General features: G+C 67.4%; 21 protein-coding genes and 1 tRNA gene. 7 read left to right on the forward strand and 15 right to left on the reverse strand.

All coding sequences use genetic code 11. The annotated features are described in order from the left end of the window. Positions 1–6: 6 nt before the first annotated feature. The 5 genes from AC1D2O_RS30970 to AC1D2O_RS30990 form a co-directional block, all read right to left on the reverse strand. A complete protein-coding gene (locus tag AC1D2O_RS30970) occupies positions 7–963 on the reverse strand; it encodes a prepilin peptidase (protein ID WP_478158436.1) in 957 nt (318 codons plus the stop codon). After that, complete coding sequence (locus AC1D2O_RS30975) at positions 963–2,186, reverse strand: type II secretion system F family protein (RefSeq protein WP_478158437.1); 1,224 nt, start codon at positions 2,184–2,186, stop codon at positions 963–965. The genes AC1D2O_RS30970 and AC1D2O_RS30975 overlap by 1 nt, the downstream gene beginning before the upstream one ends. 40 nt (positions 2,187–2,226) lie before the next feature. Continuing rightward, positions 2,227–3,960: a type IV-A pilus assembly ATPase PilB gene (gene pilB, locus AC1D2O_RS30980; protein WP_478093368.1), complete on the reverse strand. Its 1,734-nt coding sequence runs from the start codon at positions 3,958–3,960 to the stop codon at positions 2,227–2,229. A gap of 348 nt (positions 3,961–4,308) precedes the next feature. Then, positions 4,309–4,385, reverse strand: a tRNA-Pro gene (locus AC1D2O_RS30985). 54 nt (positions 4,386–4,439) lie between these two features. Then, positions 4,440–5,432 (reverse strand): polyprenyl synthetase family protein, encoded by a 993-nt coding sequence (locus tag AC1D2O_RS30990; protein ID WP_478158438.1) that lies wholly within the window; start codon positions 5,430–5,432, stop codon positions 4,440–4,442. Between the two features lie 196 nt (positions 5,433–5,628). Between AC1D2O_RS30990 and rplU the strand changes: the two genes are divergently transcribed. The 4 genes from rplU (at position 5,629) to proB (ending at position 8,487) form a co-directional block, all read left to right on the forward strand. Continuing rightward, positions 5,629–5,940: a 50S ribosomal protein L21 gene (gene rplU / locus AC1D2O_RS30995; RefSeq protein WP_286369298.1), complete on the forward strand. Its 312-nt coding sequence runs from the start codon at positions 5,629–5,631 to the stop codon at positions 5,938–5,940. 12 nt (positions 5,941–5,952) lie between these two features. Then, positions 5,953–6,210, forward strand: a complete 258-nt coding sequence (gene rpmA, locus AC1D2O_RS31000) for a 50S ribosomal protein L27 (RefSeq protein WP_158722371.1) — start codon at positions 5,953–5,955, stop codon at positions 6,208–6,210. 73 nt (positions 6,211–6,283) lie between these two features. After that, positions 6,284–7,348, forward strand: coding sequence for an Obg family GTPase CgtA (gene cgtA, locus AC1D2O_RS31005; RefSeq protein ID WP_478158439.1), 1,065 nt, complete (start codon positions 6,284–6,286; stop codon positions 7,346–7,348). Next, positions 7,348–8,487: a glutamate 5-kinase gene (gene proB, locus AC1D2O_RS31010; RefSeq protein ID WP_478092475.1), complete on the forward strand. Its 1,140-nt coding sequence runs from the start codon at positions 7,348–7,350 to the stop codon at positions 8,485–8,487. The genes cgtA and proB overlap by 1 nt, the downstream gene beginning before the upstream one ends. Before the next feature lie 22 nt (positions 8,488–8,509). On the opposite strand, the gene AC1D2O_RS31015 is transcribed toward proB, so the two are convergent. Together AC1D2O_RS31015 and AC1D2O_RS31020 are read right to left on the reverse strand one after the other, a co-directional pair. Further along, a complete protein-coding gene (locus AC1D2O_RS31015; RefSeq protein ID WP_478092474.1) occupies positions 8,510–9,007 on the reverse strand; it encodes a CNP1-like family protein in 498 nt (165 codons plus the stop codon). Further along, the gene (locus AC1D2O_RS31020; protein WP_478092480.1) at positions 8,994–9,650 is read right to left on the reverse strand and encodes an RNA pyrophosphohydrolase; all 657 of its coding nucleotides are present in this window, start codon (positions 9,648–9,650) and stop codon (positions 8,994–8,996) included. Before AC1D2O_RS31020 ends, AC1D2O_RS31015 begins: the two co-directional genes overlap by 14 nt. Positions 9,651–9,775: 125 nt before the next feature. On the opposite strand from AC1D2O_RS31020, the gene AC1D2O_RS31025 reads away from it, so the two are divergent. Together AC1D2O_RS31025 and AC1D2O_RS31030 are read left to right on the forward strand one after the other, a co-directional pair. Continuing rightward, positions 9,776–11,524 (forward strand): proline--tRNA ligase, encoded by a 1,749-nt coding sequence (locus AC1D2O_RS31025; protein WP_478092472.1) that lies wholly within the window; start codon positions 9,776–9,778, stop codon positions 11,522–11,524. Between the two features lie 10 nt (positions 11,525–11,534). Beyond that, a complete protein-coding gene (locus AC1D2O_RS31030; protein WP_478092470.1) occupies positions 11,535–12,203 on the forward strand; it encodes a lytic transglycosylase domain-containing protein in 669 nt (222 codons plus the stop codon). Between the two features lie 244 nt (positions 12,204–12,447). On the opposite strand, the gene paeA is transcribed toward AC1D2O_RS31030, so the two are convergent. From paeA to hemA, 7 genes are all read right to left on the reverse strand, one after another. Continuing rightward, complete coding sequence (gene paeA / locus AC1D2O_RS31035; protein WP_478092741.1) at positions 12,448–13,734, reverse strand: polyamine export protein PaeA; 1,287 nt, start codon at positions 13,732–13,734, stop codon at positions 12,448–12,450. A 49-nt stretch (positions 13,735–13,783) separates the two neighbouring features. After that, complete coding sequence (locus AC1D2O_RS31040; RefSeq protein WP_478092739.1) at positions 13,784–14,779, reverse strand: AAA family ATPase; 996 nt, start codon at positions 14,777–14,779, stop codon at positions 13,784–13,786. 109 nt (positions 14,780–14,888) lie between these two features. Then, on the reverse strand, positions 14,889–15,392 hold the full coding sequence (locus AC1D2O_RS31045) for a cupin domain-containing protein (RefSeq protein ID WP_478092737.1): 504 nt from the start codon (positions 15,390–15,392) through the stop codon (positions 14,889–14,891). A gap of 12 nt (positions 15,393–15,404) precedes the next feature. Beyond that, positions 15,405–15,731 carry a Grx4 family monothiol glutaredoxin gene (grxD, locus tag AC1D2O_RS31050; RefSeq protein WP_478092735.1) on the reverse strand — a complete coding sequence of 109 codons (327 nt, stop codon included), beginning with the start codon at positions 15,729–15,731 and terminating at the stop codon, positions 15,405–15,407. A gap of 29 nt (positions 15,732–15,760) precedes the next feature. After that, positions 15,761–16,573: a peptide chain release factor N(5)-glutamine methyltransferase gene (prmC, locus tag AC1D2O_RS31055; RefSeq protein WP_478092742.1), complete on the reverse strand. Its 813-nt coding sequence runs from the start codon at positions 16,571–16,573 to the stop codon at positions 15,761–15,763. Positions 16,574–16,730: 157 nt separating this feature from the next. Continuing rightward, on the reverse strand, positions 16,731–17,819 hold the full coding sequence (prfA, locus tag AC1D2O_RS31060; protein WP_478092734.1) for a peptide chain release factor 1: 1,089 nt from the start codon (positions 17,817–17,819) through the stop codon (positions 16,731–16,733). Between the two features lie 93 nt (positions 17,820–17,912). Beyond that, positions 17,913–19,196, reverse strand: a complete 1,284-nt coding sequence (gene hemA / locus AC1D2O_RS31065) for a glutamyl-tRNA reductase (protein WP_478158440.1) — start codon at positions 19,194–19,196, stop codon at positions 17,913–17,915. 81 nt (positions 19,197–19,277) lie between these two features. Here hemA and AC1D2O_RS31070 point away from each other — a divergent pair, with 81 nt between their 5' ends. Beyond that, positions 19,278–19,544 carry a hypothetical protein gene (locus AC1D2O_RS31070; protein WP_478093348.1) on the forward strand — a complete coding sequence of 89 codons (267 nt, stop codon included), beginning with the start codon at positions 19,278–19,280 and terminating at the stop codon, positions 19,542–19,544. Here AC1D2O_RS31070 and AC1D2O_RS31075 read toward each other — a convergent pair. Further along, complete coding sequence (locus AC1D2O_RS31075) at positions 19,541–22,015, reverse strand: DUF3772 domain-containing protein (RefSeq protein ID WP_478093340.1); 2,475 nt, start codon at positions 22,013–22,015, stop codon at positions 19,541–19,543. The two genes, AC1D2O_RS31070 and AC1D2O_RS31075, sit on opposite strands and share 4 nt — an antisense overlap. Positions 22,016–22,018: the final 3 nt, after the last annotated feature.

Raw genomic sequence — 22,018 nt, forward strand, 5'->3', positions numbered from 1 at the left:
CCGGCCTCAGGGGTGGAAGGGGAAGGCGAACGGCAGCCAGGCCATGACCTGCGCCGGCCCCGCCACCAGGCAGACCAGGCCGGCACCCGCGAGGAAGGGGCCGAAGGAGATGGGCACGTCCTTGTGCGCGAGCTTGCCCGCCACCAGCAGCATGCCGCCGACCACCGCGCCGACGAGCGAGGACACGAGCACCATGGCCAGCAGGAACTCCGCGCCGAACCAGGCCCCCAGCGCCGCCAGCAGCTTGAAGTCGCCGTAACCCATGCCCTCCTTGCCGGTGATCCGCAGATAGAGCTGGTAGATCAGCCACAGGCTCAGATAGCCGGCCACCGCACCCCAGACGGCGGAGGAGAGCGGGACCCCGGTCCAGCCCAGGGCCGAGCCGATCAGACCCAGCCAGAGCAGCAGGTAGTTGTAGTCGTCGGGCAGGTACTGCGTGTCCAGGTCGATCAGGAACTGGCACACGAGCAGCGTCGCGCAGGCGGCCCAGAGCGCGCCGACCGGCGTCAGCCCGAAGCGCCAGCCGCACAGCGCGAACAGCAATCCGATCACTCCTTCGACGATGGGGTAGCGCGGGCTGATCCGGGCCTTGCAATCACCGCAGCGTCCACCCAGCGCCAGATAGCTCAGCACCGGGACGTTGCGCCACCAGCGCACCGGCTGGCCGCAATGACTGCAGCGCGACGCCGGACGCGCAAGGTTGAACGGCGGCAGCGCCTCGAGCACCGGCACGGCCTCGTCGGCCGCCGCCGCGAGCCTGGACTCCACGGCCGACGCGGGACCGAGCGCCCGCGTCCACAGCGAGCGGCCGTCGGCCTGGGTCATGAGGTGGCCGACGGCGTCGAACAGCCAGTCGCGGTACATCATCACCGGCTTCCGGTAGACGACCACATTGAGGAAGCTGCCGATCAAAAGCCCGAACACGCCGGCCAACGCGGCGTCCACCCCCTGCGATACGAGCATCAGACGACCTGGCCAAGCTTGAAGATGGGCAGGTACATCGAGACCACGATGCCGCCGATGATGACGCCCAGGAAGACGATGATGATCGGCTCCATCAGGCTCGAAAGGCCGGCCACCATGTCGTCGACTTCTGACTCATAGAAATCCGCGGCCTTGCCCAGCATGTGGTCGATCGAGCCGGATTCCTCGCCGATCGCGGTCATCTGCAGCACCATCGAAGGAAACAGGTTGGCGTTGGTCATCGCGGTCGTCAGGCTGGTGCCGGTCGAGACTTCTTGCTGGATGCGGGTGGTGGCCTCCGCATAGACCGAGTTGCCCGACGCCCCGCCGACCGAGTCGAGCGCCTCGACCAGCGGCACGCCGGCGGCGAACATCGTGGCCAGCGTGCGGGTCCAGCGCGCAGTGCAGGACTTGTCGATCAGGGCGCCGAAGATCGGCAGGCGCAGCAGCAGGCGGTCCATGACCTGTTGCACGCGCTCGTTGCGCTTCCAGGCCTGGAGGAAGAAATAGATGCCGCCGCCGATCACGCCGAAGATCAGCCACCAGTAGGAGACGAAGAATTCGCTGATCGCCATCACGATCAGCGTGGGCGCCGGCAGGTCGGCGCCGAAGGAGGAGAACACCTGCTTGAAGGCCGGGATCACGAAGATCATGATGATCGCCACCACCACGAAGGCCACCACCACGACCGAGATCGGGTACATCAGCGCCGACTTGATCTTCGACTTGATCGCCTCGGTCTTTTCCATGTAGGTGGCCAGGCGGTCGAGCAGGTCTTCCAGGATACCGGCCGCCTCGCCGGCCTCGACCAGGTTGCAATAGAGGCTGTCGAAGTACTTCGGGAACTTGCGGAACGCCGCCGACAGCGAGGTGCCGGTCTCGACGTCGCTGCGGATGTCGTTGAGCAGCTTGGCGACGTTCGGATTGGCGTTGCCGCGGCCGACGATGTCGAAGGACTGCAGCAAGGGCACGCCGGCCTTCATCATGGTGGCCAGCTGGCGCGTGAAGATCGCGATGTCCTTGGGCTTGATCGCCTTGCCCGAGCGCATGCGCCGCTTCTTGATCTTGGTGGTGAGAATGCCCTGGCGGCGCAGTGCCGCCTGCACCTGGTTCTCGCCGGCGGCGCGCACTTCGCCGCGCACCGTCTTGCCGTTGCGGTCCTTGCCCTCCCACTCGAAGATGAACTCCTTGAGCGTCCGGTTCGATGCTGCTGCCGTTGCCATGGGATCTCCGCCTCTGCGTACTGATGCGCGTATTGCCGCGTTATTCGTTGGTGACTGCCAGCACTTCTTCGAGTGAGGTCAGTCCCTGCATGACTTTTCGAAGCCCCGACTGGCGCAGCGACCTGACGCCTTCGGACTCGGACTGCTTCGCAATGTCGAGTGCGGATCCGTCGCGAAGAATGATCTTCTGGATCTCTTCGCTGATCGGCATCACCTGGTAGATGCCCACGCGACCCTTGTAGCCGCCGTTGCAGGCCGAGCAGCCGACCGGGTGATAGGGCTTCCAGGTGCCGTTCAGGTCGGACTCGTCGAAACCGGCATCGAGCAGGGCCTGCCGGGGCACGTCGGTCGGCGTGCGACACACCGTGCACAGACGGCGCGCCAGGCGCTGGGCCGTGATCAGGATCACGCTGGAGGCAATGTTGAAGGGCGCGATGCCCATGTTGCGCATCCGCGTGAGCGTGGTCGGGGCGTCGTTGGTGTGCAGCGTCGAGAGCACCAGGTGGCCCGTCTGCGCCGCCTTGATCGAGATGTCGGCCGTTTCGATGTCGCGGATTTCGCCGACCATGATGATGTCGGGATCCTGCCGCAGGAAGGCCCTGAGCGCGGTGGCGAAGGTGAGGCCGGCCTTGTCGTTGACGTTGACCTGGTTCACGCCGGGCAGGTTGATTTCGGACGGATCCTCGGCGGTCGCGATGTTCACGCCGGGCTTGTTGAGCAGGTTCAGGCAGGTGTAGAGCGACACGGTCTTGCCGGAGCCGGTCGGCCCGGTGACCAGCACCATCCCGTAGGGGCGTCCGATCGCCGCCAGCAGGCGCTCCTTCTCGACGGCGTCGTAGCCGAGTGCATCGATGCCCAGCCGGGCGCTGCTCGGATCCAGGATCCGGATCACGATCTTCTCGCCGAACAGGGTGGGCAGGGTGCTGACCCGGAAATCGATCACGCGCTCGGGACCGATCTTGAGCTTCATCCGGCCGTCTTGCGGGATGCGCTTCTCGGAGATGTCGAGCCGGGAGATGACCTTGATGCGCGACGCCAGCTTGTCCTTGATGACCGTCGGCGGACTGGCGATCTCGCGCAACTCGCCGTCGATGCGGAAGCGAACGCGGTAGTTGTGCTCGTAGGGCTCGAAGTGAATGTCCGAGGCGCGCATGCTGAAGGCGTCGAGCAGCATCTTGTGCAGGAAGCGCACGACCGGCGCGTCCTCGACTTCGGCCACCGCCGGGTCGTTGCTCTCGCTCGACGTATCGGCCGTCACCTCGTCGAACTCGAACTCCGCACCGATGATGCTGTCGATGGTCTCGGAGGCGGACACCGCCGCCGCTTCGATCATGCGGGAAAGCTTGTCGTACTCGGCGATGACCCAGTCGACGCCCATCTGCGAGGCGAACTTGATCTTCTCGGCCGCCTGCTGGTCGGAGGGGTCGGCGGTCGCGACGATGAGGCGGTTGTTGCGCTTGCTCAGCACCACCACCCGGTAGGCCTGGCACAGCTTGGGGTCGAGCAGGTCCTTGGGCAGGCGCTGCGAGTCGATGGCGTCGAGGTCGAGCAACGGCGCGCCGAACGCGCTCGACAGCGTATGGGCCAGGTCAGCCGCCGAGACCGCACCGGAGCCGGTCAGCTCCGCAATGAAGCTGGTTCGGCCGCTGAGGGATTTCTGATAGATGTCTTCCGCGGTCTTCGCGGGGAGCTTTCCGGCCGAAACGAGGGCGCGCGCGAGTCCCGGCAGGGCGATCGGCGAGCTTTCTTTGACTAAGGGTTCGGCAGCGGCCATTCAACGAATGTAAGAAACGTGAAAATGTGCTTCACGATCATCGCTGATCGCCCAAGCGCTGTAAATCGCCGCGCGGCAACAGTTCCGCGAAGCATTTGGCAATTACAGCCCTGAAAGGCTGGTCGAGGTGAAAGGGACTGGGGGCGGATTTTATAACGATGTCGTCCCGACAGGCGTTGAGAATGCGCCTCAAGTGTGCGGTCGCTATCGGAATCTGCTGACGCACGAAGCGGCTGGGCTTGGCACTCGCCACGGCACATGGGGCGACGCCGGCCAGTGCCGCACTGGCTTTGGCGAAGGCCAAAGGGGCCTGCCAACTTGAAATTACCGACTTCCTTGGCGGAAATCTGGTCGGGGTGAGAGGATTCGAACCTCCGGCCTCTACGTCCCGAACGTAGCGCTCTACCAGGCTAAGCTACACCCCGATGGTGGTTGCAAGAAAAGGGAATCGTCCGTGGCACTCACTCTCGTGAGTTGAATCAGGCGCGTCGCTCTAACAACTGAGCCGCCAATTGTAGCAAAGCCGCGGAGTGCGAATTTGCAGAAAAACCACGAAGTGCGTCGATGGCGCGTTGCGCTTCGGCCGCCGCTGCGGCGCGCGTGGCTTCCAGGGCGCCGGTTTCGCGCACGATGGCGACGATTTGCGGCAGTTGCGTGGTGTCGCCGGCCTCGATGGCGGTGCGGATCAGCGCGCGTTGCTCCGTCGTGCCGCGCTGCATCGCCAGGATCAGCGGCAACGTGGTCTTGCCTTCGCGCAGGTCGTCGCCGACGTTCTTGCCGGTTTCGTTGGCATCTCCGGCGTAGTCGAGCACGTCGTCGATGACCTGGAAGGCGGTGCCCAGTGCCTGCCCGTAAGCGGCGCAGGCTTCCTCGACGTCGGGGGGCACGCCGGCCAGCACGGCGGCCAGCCGGGTGCTGGCCTCGAACAGCTTGGCGGTCTTCGAGCGGATCACCTTCAGGTAGGCTTCTTCGTCGAGCGTGGCGTCGTGCATGTTCATCAACTGCAGCACTTCGCCTTCGGCGATCACGTTGGTCGCCTCCGCGAGGATCTGCATCACGCGCACGTCATCGGCGTCCAGCATCATCTGGAACGCCCGGGAGTACAGGAAGTCGCCGACCAGCACGCTGGCGGGGTTTCCGAAGGATTCGTTGGCGGTGGGGCGGCCTCGGCGCAGCGTGGACTCGTCCACCACGTCGTCGTGCAGCAGCGTGGCGGTGTGGATGAACTCCACCACGGCGGCGAGATTGAAGCGCTGTTCGCCGCGATAGTCGAGGGCGCCCGCCATCAGCAGCAGCAGCGCCGGTCGCAACCGCTTGCCGCCGGCGGAGATGATGTACCTGGACACCTGGCTCACCAGCGGGACGCCGGTGTCGAGCCGGCGGGCGATCACGAGATCGACGCTGGCCATGTCTTCGGCGATCAGGCTGAGAACGGCAGCAGCGGGGGAGGTGTCGACGGCGTGGACTGACAAGGGCGAGGGCGCTTGCGCGCTGCAGGGAATGCGACGTGGCGCTGGAGGCCGAAGCGGCCGGAAGCCTTCGATTATAGGGAAGCCCGGACCGCCCTCCGCCCGCCAGGGGTGTGCCCACTGGCGGCAAGAGGCTGGGGTGCTATAATCATGGGCTCTGCGGAATTCGCCGTGGAGCCATCTTCATCAAGAGGTCAATATGTACGCGGTCATAAAAACCGGCGGCAAGCAGTATCGCGTTGCTTCCGGCGAAAAAATTAAAGTAGAACAGATTGCTGCGGACGTGGGCCAGGAAATCGTGATCGATCAAGTGCTCGCAGTCGGAACCGGCAGCGAAATCAAGGTCGGTACGCCCCTGGTGTCCGGCGCAACGGTGACAGTCACGGTACTGTCGCACGGCAAGCACGACAAGGTTCGCATCTTCAAGATGCGCCGTCGCAAGCACTATCAGAAACGTCAGGGCCATCGCCAGCAGTTCACTGAACTGCAAATCGGCGCGATCGCCGGCTAAGGAGCAGATTCCATGGCACAGAAAAAAGGCGGCGGCTCAACGCGAAACGGGCGCGATTCCAAGCCCAAGATGCTCGGCGTGAAGCGCTTCGGCGGCGAACTGATCAGCGCAGGCTCGATCATCGTGCGCCAGCGCGGTACCCAGTTCCATCCCGGCGTCAATGTCGGCATCGGCAAGGACCACACGCTGTTCGCCCTGGTCGAGGGCCATGTGTCCTTCGGCACCAAGGGCGCACTCAACAAGCACACGGTCAACGTGACCCCGGCGTAAGCCAGTCACTTCGATCCGATCGAAGCCCCGCTTTGCCGGGGCTTTTTCATTTTGTAGACTGATTGGACATCTCATGAAGTTCGTGGACGAAGCCTTCATCGACGTCGCCGCCGGCGACGGCGGCAACGGCTGCGTGTCGTTCCGCCATGAGAAGTACAAGGAATTCGGCGGCCCGAACGGCGGCGACGGCGGTCGCGGCGGCCACGTGTTCGCGGTTGCGGACTCGAACCTGAACACGCTGGTCGACTTCCGCTTCTCGCGCCGCCACGATGCCAAGCGCGGCCAGCATGGCATGGGCTCCGACATGTTCGGCGCCGCCGGCGACGACGTCACGCTCAAGATGCCGGTCGGCACCATCATCTCCGACGCCGAGACCGGCGAGGTGCTGTATGAGCTGCTGACGCCCGGCGAGGTGATCACCATCGCCAAGGGCGGCGACGGCGGCTTCGGCAACATGCGCTTCAAGAGCGCCATCAACCGCGCGCCGCGCCAGAAGACGCCCGGCTGGCCGGGCGAGAAGAAGAACCTCAAGCTCGAGCTCAAGGTGCTGGCCGACGTCGGCCTGCTCGGCATGCCGAACGCCGGCAAGTCGACCTTGATCAGCGCGATCTCCAATGCCCGTCCCCGCATTGCCGACTATCCGTTCACCACGCTGCATCCGAACCTCGGCGTCGTGCGCGTGGGTCCGGAGCAGAGCTTCGTGGTCGCCGACCTGCCGGGATTGATCGAAGGGGCCTCCGAAGGCGCGGGCCTCGGCCACCTGTTCCTGCGCCACCTGCAGCGCACCCGGCTGCTGCTGCACGTGGTGGACCTGGCGCCTTTCGACGAGGGCGTGGATCCGGTCGCACAGGCCAAGGCGATCGCGGGCGAGCTCAAGAAGTACGACAAGGCGTTGTACGAGAAACCGCGCTGGCTGGTGCTGAACAAGCTCGACATGGTGCCGGACGACGAGCGCGCGGCCCGGGTCAAGGATTTCGTCAAGCGACTGCGCTTCAAGGGGCCGGTGTTCGAGATTTCCGCGCTCACGCGCGAGGGTTGCGAGCCGCTGGTGCAGGCGATCTACCAGCACGTCAAGGCCCAGCAGGTGGCCGAGCAGCCGCCGACGGAAATCGATCCCCGTTTTCCAGACGTTCAATGATGAGTTCGACCCAAGGCTCTGCCGTATTGCGCGACGCGCGCCGCATCGTCGTCAAGGTGGGCTCCAGCCTCGTCACGAACGAGGGGCGCGGGCTCGACGAGCAAGCCGTCGGCGAGTGGTGCCGGCAACTCGCGACGCTGGTGCGCGAGGGGCGGGAGGTCGTGATGGTGTCGAGCGGAGCCATCGCCGAAGGCATGAAGCGGCTGGGCTGGCGCGTGCGGCCGCGCGAGATCCATGAGTTGCAGGCCGCAGCCGCCGTCGGGCAGATGGGGTTGGCGCAGGTCTACGAGACCAAGCTGCGCGAGAACGGCATCGGCAGCGCCCAGGTGCTGCTGACCCACGCCGACCTGGCCGATCGCGAGCGCTATCTCAATGCGCGCTCGACGCTGGTGACCCTGCTTGCCCTTGGCGTGGTGCCGGTCATCAACGAGAACGACACGGTGGTCAACGACGAGATCAAGTTCGGCGACAACGACACCCTGGGTGCGCTGGTCGCCAACCTGGTGGAAGCCGATGCGCTGGTGATCCTGACCGACCAGAAAGGCCTCTACAGCGCCGATCCGCGCAAGGACCCGGATGCCCGCTTCGTCGATGAGGCGGCGGCCGGCGACCCCGTGCTCGAGGCCATGGCCGGCGGTGCCGGCAGCAGCATCGGCCGCGGCGGCATGATCACCAAGATCCTGGCCGCCAAGCGCGCCGCCGGCTCCGGCGCTTCGACCGTGATCGCCTGGGGCCGCGAGCCCGACGCCCTGCTGCGCCTCACGCGCGGCGAAGCCATCGGAACGCTGCTCGTGGCGCAGACCGCCAAGCACCAGGCGCGCAAGCGCTGGATGGCCGACCATCTGCAACTGCGCGGCGCCGTGTCGGTGGATGCCGGCGCGGCGGCCAAGGTGCGCACCGAGGGCAAGAGCCTGCTGCCGATCGGCATGACCGGCGTCGAGGGCGAGTTCTCGCGTGGCGACGTGATCGCGATCCGCGACGAACAGGGCGTCGAACTCGGGCGCGGCCTCGCCAACTATTCGAGCGCCGAGGCCCGGATGCTGTGCCGCAAGCCCTCGGCCGAGTTCGAGCGCCTGCTGGGCTATGCCGCAGAGCCCGAGATGGTCCACCGCGACAACATGGTGCTGCTGCAAGCCTGAGAGCCTGCGCGCACAGCGGGTCCTATTCGACTTCGCGGACCGGGGCCTTCAGGAAGCGGACCATCTCGCCCACCGAGGCGCGCGGTGCACTGCCTCGGCACAGCCCCTGCCGTGCCAATGCCTTGGTATAGGTCGAGTTGCGGTCATTCAGGCGTTTCCATTCGGGCGCCGGCGTGACCTCCCAGGTGCCGTTGGTGAAGCGCGCATAGCTCTTGTATTCGTCGGTGGCGCAGCGCAGGCCTTCGTAGAAGGCGTTGAAGCCGCCGCCCTCGCGATGGCTGGCGACCACCACGTAACGCACCACGCCGTCGCCGGTCACCTTGATGGTCGACGGATCGATCCCGAACTTCAGGGTCATGTACGGCGGCATCTCGACCGGGACCAGCTTGTTGGGGTCGAAGGCCGGGGCGGGCGGCGCCTCGGTCTCCTTCCACTCGGGGTCCTGGAACAGCTGCGCCTGGGCCAGGCCGGCGGCACCCAGCACGCAGGCCAGCAGGATCGTGCGGCTAGCGCGGAACATGGGACGGGTCGTTCGTCGGGGCAGGGTCGTTGGCAAGATGGGCATTCGGGTTGGGGTCGAAGCTGGCGCCGGGCGGCAGCTCGAAAGTCGGTTCATGGCCCGCGCCGGGCGGGTGGCGCTCGAATTCGCGGGCTCGCACATTGCTGCGCAGGAAGCGGTTGCGGAAGTCCTGCCGCGGCAGGTAGCGGGCGAGCTCGGTCAGCGCCATTTCATAGACGCCTCGCTTGAATTCGACCACCACGTCGAGTGGCACCCAGTAGTCGTGCCAGCGCCAGGCATCGAACTCCGGGTGGTCGGTGGCGCGCAGGTTCAGATCCCAGTCGTGACCGGTCAGCTGCAGCAAATACCAGATCTGCTTCTGGCCCTTGTAGTGGCCGCGTGCGTCACGGCGGATGAACCGATCCGGCACCTCGTAGCGCAACCAGTCACGGGTACGGGCGACGATTCGCACATGCTCCGGATGGAGACCGACTTCCTCATGCAGTTCCCGGAACATGGCCTGCTCGGGACTTTCGCCGCGATCGATGCCGCCTTGCGGAAACTGCCAGGAATGGGTGCGAATGCGTTTGCCCCAGAAAACCTGGTTTCTCTGGTTGAGCAGGATGATGCCGACGTTGGGCCTGAAGCCGTCCCGGTCGAGCATAATCAAACCCCAATTTTTTGAACTGAGTCGATTATGCATGCCGGGTTGCACACGGCAAGCGACCGGTTCCAGGACCGCTCAGGACCTGCCCTCCCGACCACTGCTTCTAGCCCTCTTCGAGACCGATGAAAGCTTCCCGATTCTTTATCTCCACCCTCAAGGAAGCGCCCGCCGATGCCGAGGTCGCCAGCCACCGTCTGATGATGCGTGCCGGCATGATCAAGAAGCTGGGCACCGGCATCTACACCTACATGCCCATGGGCCTGCGCGTGATCCGCAAGGTCGAGGCCATCGTGCGCGAGGAGATGGACCGGGCCGGCGCGGTCGAGCTCGCGATGCCGGTGGTGCAGCCGGCGGAGATCTGGGAGGAGAGCGGCCGTTTCCAGGGCTACGGGCCTGAGCTGCTGCGCATCAAGGACCGCCATGACCGCGCCTTCGTGGTCCAGCCGACCAGCGAGGAGGTCGTGACCGACATCGCGCGCCAGGAAATTCGCAGCTACAAGCAGCTGCCGAAGAACCTCTACCAGATCCAGACCAAGTTCCGCGACGAGCGCCGGCCCCGTTTCGGCTTGATGCGCGGGCGCGAGTTCATCATGAAGGACGCCTACAGCTTCGACCGTGACCTCGAAGGCGCCAAGGCCAGCTACCAGGTGATGGCGGACGCGTACCGCAAGATCTTCGACCGCTTCGGCCTGCGCTACCGGGCCGTGGCGGCCGACAGCGGAGCCATCGGCGGCGATGTGAGCCAGGAGTTCCAGGTCATCGCAGCCACCGGCGAGGACGCGATCGTCTACTGTCCCGACAGCGAGTACGCGGCCAACATGGAAAAGGCCGAGGCGCTGGCGCCGGCCGGTCCGCGCGGCGCCGCCGCTGGCGCGCTCACGAAGACGCCGACCCCGGGCAAGAGCACCTGCGAGGACGTCGCCCTGCTGCTGGGCGTACCGCTGGCGACCACCGTGAAGTCGCTGGTGCTGGCCACCGACGAGCTGGACGAGGCCGGCAACATCAAGAACGTGAAGGTCTGGCTGCTGCTGCTGCGCGGCGACCACGACATGAACGAGATCAAGGTGAGCAAGGTGCCGGGGCTCGACCAGGGCTTCCGCTTCGCGACCGTGACCGAGATCGAGGATCACTTCGGCTGCAAGCCCGGCTACCTGGGCCCGCTGAACCTCAGGCAGCCGGTGAAGATCGTCGCCGACCGCGAGGTCGCGGTGATGGCCGACTGGATCTGCGGCGCCAACGAGGTCGACTTCCACCTGACCGGCGTCAATTGGGGCCGCGACCTGCCCGAGCCCGATGCGGTGGCGGATCTCCGCAACGTGGTGGCCGGCGACGCCTCGCCCGACGGCAAGGGGCTGCTGGCGATCGAGCGCGGCATCGAGGTCGGCCATGTGTTCGTGCTCGGCACCAAGTACAGCAAGCCGATGAACGCGACCTTCCTCGACGAGGCGGGCAAGCCCCAGTTCCTCGAGATGGGCTGCTACGGCATCGGCATCACGCGGCTGCCGGCGGCGGCCATCGAGCAGAACCACGACGAGCGCGGGATCATCTGGCCCGACGCCATCGCGCCGTTCACGGTGGTGGTCTGCCCGATCGGGATGGACCGCAGCGCCGAGGTCAAGACTGCCGCTGAGGCGCTCTACACCCAACTGCTGGCCAGCGGTGTCGACGTGCTGCTGGACGACCGCGGCGAGCGCCCGGGCGCGATGTTCGCCGACTGGGAACTGATCGGCGTGCCGCATCGGGTCGTGATCTCCGACCGCGGGCTGAAGGAAGGCCAGCTCGAGTACCAGCATCGCCGCGATACCGCAGCGACCAAGGTGCCCGCCACCGGCATCGCCGACTTCATCACCGGCCGCCTGGCTGCGGCTTGAGCCCCTGGCCTTGAAAGCTCCCGGCCTTTCCCGGCGCCAGTACCTCGGTGGCGCGGCGGCCGGCGCGCTCTCGCTGGCCGTGCCGCGCAGAGCCATCGCCGGCGCGCAGATCGAGGAGCCGCTGATCGACTCGGTGCGCACCGCGCTGAGCTCGGCGATCCACAACAAGGCGCCGCCGATCCCGGAATTCGGAGATACCGAGGCCCGCATGGCCTACCTGCGCTGGCTCGGGGCGACGAGCGAGCGGCTCAAGAAGAAACTTCCCGACTGGCCGACGCGCAAGGAATTCCTGCAGACCGTCTGGTACGAGGCGCGCCGCGCCGGGCTCGACGTCAGCCTGGTGCTGGGCCTGGTGCAGGTCGAGAGCAACTTTCGCAAGTTCGCCGTCTCGAGCGCCGGTGCCCGCGGCTACATGCAGGTGATGCCCTTCTGGACGCGGGTCATCGGCGACAGCGACCCGTCCAAGCTGTTCCACATGCAGACCAACCTGCGCTTCGGCTGCGTGATCCTGCGCCACTACCTCGATCGCGAGAAGGGCGATCTCTTCATGACCCTGGGCCGCTACAACGGCAGCCGCGGCAAGTCGCCGTATCCCGATGCGGTGTTCGCGAACCAGCGGCTGTGGCTCTTCAAGGACCCGTGGAATGAGCTCGCCCCCAGGTTGGCTCACTCCGTGTAGCCGCCCACCCCCTGCCGGGGGCGCAGCCAGCGGCCCGGCGAAGCTGGTTCCGCGGCTGCCCACCAACTGGCGTGCGCTGCGCGCAGCCGAAGAACAAACACAGCGATGGCGACGGTGTTCCCCCGGCCGGCGGAGCCAGGCCCGTTGGTGAAACACCGCGGAACCGGCTTCGCCGGGCCGCTGGTGTTGCCCCCGGCAGGGGGTGGGCGCCCGGACACGAAGTGCCGGGCAACCTGGGGGCGAGTCACATCTTCGTGACCATCACCTGGTCGATGCGGTGGCTGTCGACGTCGATGACCTCGAAGGTGTAACCGGCCCAGGTCACGCTGTCGGTCCGCTTGGGCACGCGGCGCAGCATCACCATCAGGAAGCCGGCCAGCGTTTCGTACTCCTCCGCATGCGGCAGCTCTTCGATGTCGAGTGCCCGCTGGACATCCTGGATCGGCGTCACGCCGTCGATCAGCCAGGAGTTCTCGTCGCGCTTGACGATCTGCTGCTCCTCGTCCTGGTCGCCGACCAGGTCGCCCATCACGGTGCTCATCACGTCGTTGAGGGTGATCACGCCGACCACCAGGCTGTATTCGTTGACGATGATGGCGAAATCCTCGTGCGCCTGCTGGAACTGCTCGAGCACTTCGGTCAGCGACAGCCGGTCGGGAATGACCAGCGCCTTGTGCAGCGGCAGGCCCTGGCCGAAGGCGAGCGGCTGGCCGCTCAGCACGCGCTGGAACATGTCCTTGGCGTCCACGTAGCCCAGCACGTGGTCGATGTCGCCTTCGCATACCGGGTAGGCAGAGAAAGGCTCGGCCACGATGCGTGCCCGCAGCACGTGTTCGGGATCGTCGCGCAGGAACCACGCGATGCGCTCGCGCGAGGTCATGACGCTGCTGACCACGCGGGTGTCGAGCTCGAAGACGTTGGCGATCACCTGCTGCTCGCGCACGGCGAGCACGCCGGCGCGGGCTCCGGCTTCGGTCATCGCGAGGATGTCGGCCGAAGTGATCTTCTCATCGCGCTGCAACGGCATGCCGAGCAGCTTGAACAGCAGGTCGGTGGAGACGGTGAACAGCCAGACCAGCGGCTTGAAGGCGGTGATCAGGACCTGCATCGGCCCGACCATGCGCACCGCGAGCGTTTCGGGGCTGCTCATGCCCAGGCGCTTGGGAAACAGGTCGGCGAAGACCAGGAAGACCGAGATGATGGTGATGAAGGAGGCCAGGAAGGCGGCGGTCTGGGAAGCGTCGACGCTGAGCCAGATCTCGAACAGTCGCGCGAAGTAGGGGCTCAGCGCACCTTCGCCGACCACGCCGCCGAGGATCGCGACCGCGTTGAGTCCGATCTGCACCACGGTGAAGTAGTGGCCCGGCTGCTCCTGGATGCGCATCACGCGTTCGGCGCGTGCATCGCCTTCGTCCGCCATCTGGCGCAGCCGCAGGCGGCGCGAAGCCGCCAGCGAGATCTCGGCCAGGGAGAAGAAGGCGCTGGTCGCGATGAGCGCGACGATGATCAGGAGGCTCTGTGTCAGGGTCATGGGTCGGTCGATGAAGACCGACATGGTGCCATGAGCCGCGAACGAGCCGCTACTGGACGAACCCGATCCGGCTCCTGGCGGCGTTGGCGCGCGGCAGATCCTCGACCCGGACCTCGTCGCGGCCGGCCAGCCGGGCATTGCCGAACCCGGTCATCAGGGCGCGCCGCATCTCGCGCGGTGCCAGCACGGCCAGGTGGTCGAGCACGTCGGCCGAAGGCTCCTCGGCCAGCCGGCGGCCCCAGTCGTGGTCGCCACGGATCGAGGCGTAGAGCTGGCGTGCGATCTGGCGTGCCGCCTCGGGCGAGGGCGCGTCGATCTCGAACACGTTCATGCGGTTGAGGATGGGCTCGGGAATGCCGCGCGCATCGTTGGCCGTCGTGATCCAGATCACCTGGCTGGCATCGATCGCCACTTCGGCGAACTCGTCGACGAAGGCGTGCGCGGTGTCGTGCTCGAGCAGGTTGTACAAGGCGCCGAGCGGGTCGTACTGGCTGTCGGCGCCGGCCTTGTCGATTTCGTCGACCACCATCACCGGGTTGGCGTACTGGCCTTCGACCAGCGCCTCGAAGACCTTGCCGGGCTTGGACCCCTTCCATTGCGAGGAGGCGCCGGAGAGCAGCCAGCCGGCGGTCATCGAGTTCATCGGCACCAGCGACATGCCGGTGCCCAGCAGTTCGGCCAGCTTCCTGGCGAAATGGGTCTTGCCGATGCCGGGCGCGCCGAGCAGCAGCATCGGGGTGACTTCGAGCCCGTCGCGGCTGTCCTGCGCCAGCGCGACATGGCGGCGCACGTCGTCGAGCACCTCGGTGAAGTTGGGCAGCTGGGCGTAGAGCGAGGCCATTTCCGGCACACCGCTGGGCTTGACCTGGAAGCGGTCCGGGCCGCGCTCGAGCATCCGCTCGTAGGTGGTTCGCAGGTGCTCATGGTCGCGATCGGGGAGCTTGGCGAGCTTGCGCTCGACATCGTGCGTCTGGAACACGCTGCGCAGGTTGGCGACCGGCAGCTGGAACGGCGGCGAGGCGAGGACGAGACTGCGGGAATCCATGGACACCTCCGGTTTCGAACACTCTTTGGACAGCATAAGCCGTGCCCGGGTTCGATGGATGTCTACGTTTTCTCGCTTTGAGGTGTTTTGCGGATCTGTCGCGCGGCGGTCACACGCCGCCGTGGGGATGGGTCGGGTCCACCCACAGCACCGCTTCCGGTTTTTCGACCGGCTCGATGTCGAGGTTGATCGCTACCGCCTGGCCATCGCTGCGGCACAGCACGCATTCGAGCGCCTCGGTCTCGCTGGCGTTGATTTCCTGGTGCGGGACGTAGGGCGGCACATAGATGAAGTCGCCCGGACCGGCTTCGGCGGTGAACTCCAGCCGCTCGCCCCAGCGCATGCGGGCCCGGCCGCGCACCACGTAGATCACGGATTCGAGGTGCCCGTGATGGTGGGCGCCGGTCTTGGCGTTGGCATGGATCGTGACCGTGCCGGCCCAGAGCTTGCGGGCGCCGACGCGCGCGAAATCGATCGCGGCGGCCCGGTTCATGCCGGGCGTCTGGGCGGTGTTCGTGTCGAGCCGGTCGCCCGGGATCACGCGCACGCCGTCGTGCTTCCAGGCGGCCTCGCCGTCATGCGCGTGGCCATGATCGGCGTGGTCGTGGCTCATGGCGGAAAGAAATCAGGCCGGATTGGCGTTCAGCATCTGCTGCAGTTCGCCCGATTCGTACATCTCCATCAGGATGTCCGAGCCGCCGACGAATTCGCCCTTCACGTAGAGCTGGGGAATGGTCGGCCAGTTGCTGTATTCCTTGATGCCCTGGCGCACTTCGGCGTCGTCCAGCACGTTGACGGTCTTGAGCGTGCGGGTGTCGACCCCGACGGCCTTGAGGATCTGGATCGCTCGGCCCGAGAAGCCGCACATCGGGAAGCTGGCATTGCCCTTCATGAAGAGCACGAGATCGTTGCTCTTGACGAGATCGTCGATGCGTTGCTGGGTGTCGGACATGGGGAACTCCTGAAATTGGACTGGGCGGATTATTTCACTCCCGGCCACATTCCGCCGGAGCAGCGGGCGATGCCGGCGAGGTCGTCGCGGCTTTGGACCTGGGCGAATCCGCGTCCGGCCAGCAACTGCCGCACGCTCTCGGCCTGGTCGTAGCCGTGCTCGAGCAGCAGCCAGCCGCCGTGTGACAGGTGCCCCGGGGCGGCCTGGACGATGCGGCGGATGTCGTCCAGCCCGTCGGCGCCGGAAACCAGCGCGTGCAGAGGTTCGTGGCGCAGTGCGGCCAGGTGCGGGTCGCCGGCCACGATGTAGGGCGGGTTCGAGACGATCAGGTCCAGCCCGCGGTCGGCGCCTTCGAGCCAGTCGGCCTGGACGAAGCGCACCGGCAGGCCGAGCCGTGCGCCGTTGGCGCGGGCCACCGCCAGTGCGTCGGCGCTGGCGTCGACGGCCGCGACCCGGGCGTCCGGGCGGGCATGCGCGATCGCCAACGCGATCGCGCCGCTGCCGGTGCCGAGGTCGAGCACGGCGGGCGCGCTGCGGCCGTCCAGGCAGCGCAGCGCCCAGTCGACGAGCGTCTCGGTGTCGGGCCTGGGCACCAGCACGCGCGCGTCGACCTGCAGGCCGAGGCCGTGGAATTCCTTCTCGCCCACCAGGTAGGCCACCGGTTCGCCAGCCAGGCGCCGCGCGAAGAGCCGCTCGTAGGCCTCCCAGACGGCGTCGGGGAGCGTGTCGGTGTCATGCGCCAGCAGCCACGCGCGCTCGCTCGCGCTGCGGCCCAGCGCATGCAGCAGCAGCAGTTGGGCGTCGAGCCGGTCGACCCCGCGTGCGGCCGCTGCGGCCAACATCTGCGCCGCAGTCGAGGGTGACGTCACCGGACGACCCCTGCGCGGGCGTGCGGAAGTGGCTCGGCCAAGGCGAGGGATACCGCGGAACCGGCTTTGCCGGGCCGCTGGTATCGCCCCCTGAAGGGGGCGGCGCCGAAGGCGCTTCGGGGGTGATTGTTCATGCCGGCAGGCTGGCTTCGAGCTCGGCCAGCTGTTCGGCCTCGCGCGCGGCCTGCAGTGCGGCCAGGACGTCGCCCAGGTCGCCTTCCATGATCGCCAGCAGCTTGTAGAGCGTGAGGTTGATGCGGTGGTCCGTGAGCCGGCCCTGCGGGAAGTTGTAGGTGCGGATGCGGTCCGAGCGATCGCCGGTGCCGATCAGGCCCTTGCGCACGGCCGCGTCCTTGGCGGCGCGCTCGCTGCGGTCCTTCTCCTGGATGCGCGCCGACAGCACCTGCAGCGCCTTGGCCTTGTTGCGGTGCTGGCTGCGGTCGTCCTGGCACTCGGCGACGATGCCGGTCGGGATGTGCGTGATGCGCACCGCCGAATCGGTCTTGTTGATGTGCTGGCCGCCGGCGCCGCTGGCGCGGTAGGTGTCGATGCGCAGGTCGGCCGGATTGATCTGGACGGCCTGCGCCTCGTCGGGCTCCGCGAGCACCGCGACCGTGCAGGCGCTGGTGTGGATGCGGCCCTGGGTCTCGGTCGCCGGCACCCGCTGCACCCGGTGGCCGCCGGATTCGAAGCGCAGCTTGCCGAACACCTCGTCGCCGACGATGCGGATCACCACTTCCTTGTAGCCGCCGAGTTCGCTCTCGCTCTCGCTCACGATCTCGCAGCGCCAGCCGGCGCGTTCGGCGTAGCGCGTGTACATGCGCAGCAGGTCGCCGGCGAACAGCGCCGATTCGTCGCCGCCGGTGCCGGCGCGGATCTCGAGAAAGGCGTTGCGGGCGTCGTCCGGATCCTTGGGCAGCAGAAGGCGCTGGAGTTCGTCGTCGAGTTGTTGCAGTTCGGCCTCGGCAGCGGCGATTTCCTCCTGGGCCATCTCCGCCATCTCGGGCTCGTCCAGCATCTCGCGGGCGCTGGCCAGGTCGGCCTCGCGCTGCAGGTAGCGGCCGTAGCGGCCGGCGATCTGCGTCACCTCGGCATGCTCGCGCGAGATGGTGCGGTACTGCGCCATGTCGGACATGATGTCCTCGCGCGAGAGCAGGAAGTCGAGTTCGCCGAGGCGTTGCGCATAGCGCTCGAGTTGGTGACGCAGGAAGGGTTTCACGGAAATGGGGGGTGGCCAGGGGAACGGACCGCGAGCGGGGCGCGGCGACGGCGGGGAGCGGGCACACCGGCGGTGCCGCTGCGGCGAGCGTCGCTAACGCTCTTTGCGCAACTCGCTGCGCAGGAACAGGCGCGATACGGTCTGCGCCGTGTGTTCGCGCGCGGCGGCATCGCCGGCGTGCAGTTCGGCCAGCGCGCCGTGCATCATTTTCTGGGTGAGTCCGCGCGACAGCGCCTCCAGCACCGCGTCGACGCTCTCGCCCTTGGCCAGCAGCTTGCGTGCGCGCGCCAGTTCGACGGCGCGCCATTCGTCGGTCTGCGCGTTGAGCTGCCGGATCAGCGGCACCGTGCCGCGCTGGTCCAGCCAGTGCATGAAGCTCTGCACGCCGGCGTCGATGATGACCTCGGCCTGCGCCACCGCGGCCTGGCGGTTGGCGTGGCCTTGCTGCACCACCTGCGCGAGATCGTCCACGGTGTAGAGGTAGACGTCCTCGAGTGCCTTGACTTCGGGCTCGATGTCGCGCGGCACGGCGAGGTCGACCATGAACATCGGGCGGTGCCGGCGCACCTTGAGCGCGCGCTCGACGGCGCCGAGGCCGATCAGCGGCAGCGTGCTGGCGGTGCAGCTCACGACGATGTCGAATTCGGCCAGCCGCGCCGGCAGGTCGGCCAGGCGCATCGCTTCGCCGCCGAAGCGCGAGGCCAGCTTCTCGCCGCGTTCGAGCGTGCGGTTGGCGATGACGATGGATTTGGGCTGCCTGGCCGCGAAATGGGTCGCCGCGAGGTCGATCATCTCGCCGGCGCCCACGAACAGCACCCGGGTGCGCTGCAGGTCCTCGAACAGCTGGCCGGCCAGGCGCACGGCCGCGGCCGCCATGCTGATCGAATGGGCGCCGATCTCGGTCGCGGTTCGCACCTCCTTGGCGACCGCGAAGGAGCGCTGGAACAGCTGGTTGAGCGTGCTGCCCAGCGCGCCGGCGGTTTCGGCGGCGCGCACCGCATCCTTCATCTGGCCGAGGATCTGGGCCTCGCCGAGCACCATGGAATCGAGCCCGCTGGCGACACGGAAGGCGTGCCGCGCCGCGTGGTCGTCGTGCAGGGTGTAGGCATGCGAGCGCAGCAGCGCGGGGGCGACGCCGCCGCTCTGGGCCAGCCAGTCGACCGTGTGGTCGAGCGCCAGCTGATCGGCGGCGCAATAGATCTCGGTGCGGTTGCAGGTCGAGATGATCGCGGCCTCGACGCCGGGGTGCCGCTGGGAGCCGAAGGAATGCCGCAGACTCTGCAGCGTCGGGGCGATCTGGTCGATGGCGAACGCGAAACGACCGCGCAGGTCGAGCGGCGCGGTCGTGTGGTTCAAGCCGAGGGCCCAGACTGACATAGCGCCTGATTATAAAATCAGCAGCGCCCGGACCGCCCGCGGCGGCGAAAAAGTCCGCGCCAAAGCGGCGAATCCCCTGTCATGGCACCGCTGGACCTCCTCAATCACCTGCTCAATTTCGTCGCGCCTGCCTTCGCGGTCGGCTTCCTGTGCGCGCTGCTGGGCCGAATCTCCATGGGAAAAAGCGCGAAATCGCCCGCCTGGTGGGTCGTGGCCGCTATCAATTTCATAGTTGGCGTGGCGGTGCTCTCGGCCGGCCTCGTGATCTTCGGCCGCGACGGCAAGATGGCGACGTATGTGGCCCTGGTGCTGGCCTGCGCCACCAGCCAGTGGCTGGTGGCCGGCTAGTTCACCAGGCCAGGCAATATCGGCGGCGGTGGAGGCGGCGGGGCGGCGGCGGCGGCCGGCGCCCCGGGCGCGCCCGCATAGGCTGGCGCCACCGGGTAGGCCGCCATCGGCAGATCGGCCGCCCGCAGCCCCTCGAGCATCGCGAACAGCACGTCACTGCGTACGCCGCCGGCCAGCCGGGGGCTTGGCACATAGGCGACCGCCTGGAAGATCAGGAAGCCCACCTCCACCCCCTCCAGCGTGACCGAGGGGGCAGGGCTGGCCAGCACGCCGGGGTGATCGGCGAAGGCCGCCAGCATCACCTCGCGGGCCCGGTTGGCGTGGGTGGTCAGCGGCATCGGCAGGCGGATCAGCACCCGGCCCTCGGCATTCGCGAGCGTCATGTTGCGCACGGTCTTGGTGATGAACTCCGAGTTCGGCACGATCATCGTGGAGCGGTCGCCCAGCTGGATCTCGGTGGCGCGCACGTTGATGCGGCGCACATCGCCCTCGGCATTGCCCAGCACCACCCAGTCGCCGACCTTGACCGGGCGCTCCGCCAGCAGGATCAGGCCCGAGATGAAGTTCTGCACGATCGCCTGCAGGCCGAAGCCGATGCCCACCGACAGCGCGCTCGCCACCCAGGCGATGCGCTCGATGCCGATGCCCAGTGCCGAGAGTCCGAAGGCGATCACCATGATCCCGCCGACGTAGCCGAGCAGGGTGGTGATCGAGCTCTGCATGCCGGGCTCGAGCCCGGTGTGCGGCAGATAGCGCCGCTCCAGCCAGCGCTTGACCACGCGCAGCGCGACGAAGCCGATCACCAGCACCAAGACCGCGCTGATGATCGCGCCAGGCACCAGCTGGATCTCGCCGATCTTGACCCCGCCGCCGAACTTTCCGCTGCGCTGGTAGACCTCACCCGGGCTGGTGCCCAGGGGCGTCGCCAGCGCGATCACCATGTAGAAGAACAGGATCACGCGGCTCAGGCCCGAGAGCACCACCGCCGCCTGATCGAGGGTGCGCGGCTGCAGGCCGAAGCTCTGCTGCAGGCGCTCGCCGAAGCTGCTGCGCGAGGAAACCACCGATTCGAACAGGTCGTCGGCGAACTTGAACAGCACGTAGAAGGCGGCCACCACGATGCCGGCCCAGGTGAGCTGGCTCGCAAGAAAGCTCGCCATCGCGACGTAGCCGATCGCCACCAGGACCCAGATGACGATCAGCATCAACGTCACCGCGGCCAGCAGCACGCCGACCCACATCGGCCTTTCGGGGCCGTCGGCAACGGGCGCGGAGGACGCAGTCTCCGCCGGGCCGGACCCGGCGTCCTTCGGCGGCGTCCTGGCGGCGACCGGCGCTGCGGCGACCGGCGCGCTGCGCAGGCGCAGCAGCATCGCGCCGATCATGCCCGTCAGGACGAGGGCGGTCATGACGTGGGTGGCCACCACGGCGGCGAAGCTGGCTTCCACCACCGCGTTGACCTGGGTCGGCGCCCACACCACCGCGGCCACCCCGGCCATGACCCAGGGAAAGGGTGCGAGCCGGATCGCCAACGCATCCGAGATCGGCGGCAATCGCCACGAAGGCCGTCCGTTGGACAGCAGCGCCCGACCCAGTCCCACCACGAAGGCGATGAAGATGCTCGACTGCACCACGGACTGTCCCAGCTTGCGGGTCAGGGGCCCCCAGAGGCCATGGCTGTCGAACATGGCGAACACGCCTTGCGCCGCCAGCCCGACCAGCAGCACGTTGGCGGTGACGATCGCGATCACCAGCAGGGAGCGCCGCAATCGACCCGGCGGCAGGTAGCGTGCAGCGAACCGGGTCAGGGCGCGCTCGGCGAGCCAGTTGCCCAGCAGGGCCATCAGCACGGCAACTGCCAGGGCGCCGAGCACCGCGGGCGCGTGGGCCGGCTTGCGGGCGGTCTGGACGCCGTCCTCCAGCTCGGCACCGAGGCGCCCGAGCCGGGTCACGTCGCTCGACCAGGCGTCGCTGACGTCGTCCCAGAAGTCCCGCCCCAGCGGGGAAGGCGAGCGCTCGGTCAATTGGGCTTCGAACAGCGCACGGCGCTTGGCCAGCAGTTCGCTGGCGCGCTGCTGGGCGTCCACCGAGACCAGTCGCGCGAGCCGGATGTCGGCATCGCGCGCGTTGCGCTCCTTGATCAGCTCCGCCCGGCGGCGGGTGATGTCGGGATTCTCGGTTGCACCCTCGGCCGGTGCATTGCCCAGTTCGCCCAGCCGGGCGTTCAGGTCGTTGAGTTCGCCGGTGCGCGCGGCGATGAACTTGTCGGTCGAGGCACTGAGGGCGTTGAGCTGCTCGACCACGCCACGCACGTCGGCGCTGGTCTCCACCTCCGACGGCACGTTCTCGAGCTGGCTTCTCAGTGCCGCCACCGTGGGTGCGACCTCGGTCTCGGTGCTTGGCTGGGCCCAGGTGCCGCCGCACAGCGCGGCAGCCAGCAGGAGGGTCGTGAAATGGGGGAACCAGCGCATGGT

The organism is Variovorax sp. P1_G12, assembly GCF_056405555.1.

Bases quoted from the DNA above. Each gene is read 5' to 3' on its own strand.
- AC1D2O_RS30970 (WP_478158436.1), bottom strand. From the start codon at position 963: ATGCTCGTATCGCAGGGGGTGGACGCCGCGTTGGCCGGCGTGTTCGGG.
- AC1D2O_RS30975 (WP_478158437.1), bottom strand. From the start codon at position 2,186: ATGGCAACGGCAGCAGCATCGAACCGGACGCTCAAGGAGTTCATCTTC.
- pilB (WP_478093368.1), bottom strand. From the start codon at position 3,960: ATGGCCGCTGCCGAACCCTTAGTCAAAGAAAGCTCGCCGATCGCCCTG.
- rplU (WP_286369298.1), top strand. From the start codon at position 5,629: ATGTACGCGGTCATAAAAACCGGCGGCAAGCAGTATCGCGTTGCTTCC.
- rpmA (WP_158722371.1), top strand. From the start codon at position 5,953: ATGGCACAGAAAAAAGGCGGCGGCTCAACGCGAAACGGGCGCGATTCC.
- cgtA (WP_478158439.1), top strand. From the start codon at position 6,284: ATGAAGTTCGTGGACGAAGCCTTCATCGACGTCGCCGCCGGCGACGGC.
- proB (WP_478092475.1), top strand. From the start codon at position 7,348: ATGAGTTCGACCCAAGGCTCTGCCGTATTGCGCGACGCGCGCCGCATC.
- AC1D2O_RS31015 (WP_478092474.1), bottom strand. From the start codon at position 9,007: ATGTTCCGCGCTAGCCGCACGATCCTGCTGGCCTGCGTGCTGGGTGCC.
- AC1D2O_RS31020 (WP_478092480.1), bottom strand. From the start codon at position 9,650: ATGCTCGACCGGGACGGCTTCAGGCCCAACGTCGGCATCATCCTGCTC.
- AC1D2O_RS31025 (WP_478092472.1), top strand. From the start codon at position 9,776: ATGAAAGCTTCCCGATTCTTTATCTCCACCCTCAAGGAAGCGCCCGCC.
- paeA (WP_478092741.1), bottom strand. From the start codon at position 13,734: ATGACCCTGACACAGAGCCTCCTGATCATCGTCGCGCTCATCGCGACC.
- AC1D2O_RS31040 (WP_478092739.1), bottom strand. From the start codon at position 14,779: ATGGATTCCCGCAGTCTCGTCCTCGCCTCGCCGCCGTTCCAGCTGCCG.
- AC1D2O_RS31045 (WP_478092737.1), bottom strand. From the start codon at position 15,392: ATGAGCCACGACCACGCCGATCATGGCCACGCGCATGACGGCGAGGCC.
- grxD (WP_478092735.1), bottom strand. From the start codon at position 15,731: ATGTCCGACACCCAGCAACGCATCGACGATCTCGTCAAGAGCAACGAT.
- prmC (WP_478092742.1), bottom strand. From the start codon at position 16,573: ATGTTGGCCGCAGCGGCCGCACGCGGGGTCGACCGGCTCGACGCCCAA.
- hemA (WP_478158440.1), bottom strand. From the start codon at position 19,196: ATGTCAGTCTGGGCCCTCGGCTTGAACCACACGACCGCGCCGCTCGAC.
- AC1D2O_RS31070 (WP_478093348.1), top strand. From the start codon at position 19,278: ATGGCACCGCTGGACCTCCTCAATCACCTGCTCAATTTCGTCGCGCCT.
- AC1D2O_RS31075 (WP_478093340.1), bottom strand. From the start codon at position 22,015: ATGCGCTGGTTCCCCCATTTCACGACCCTCCTGCTGGCTGCCGCGCTG.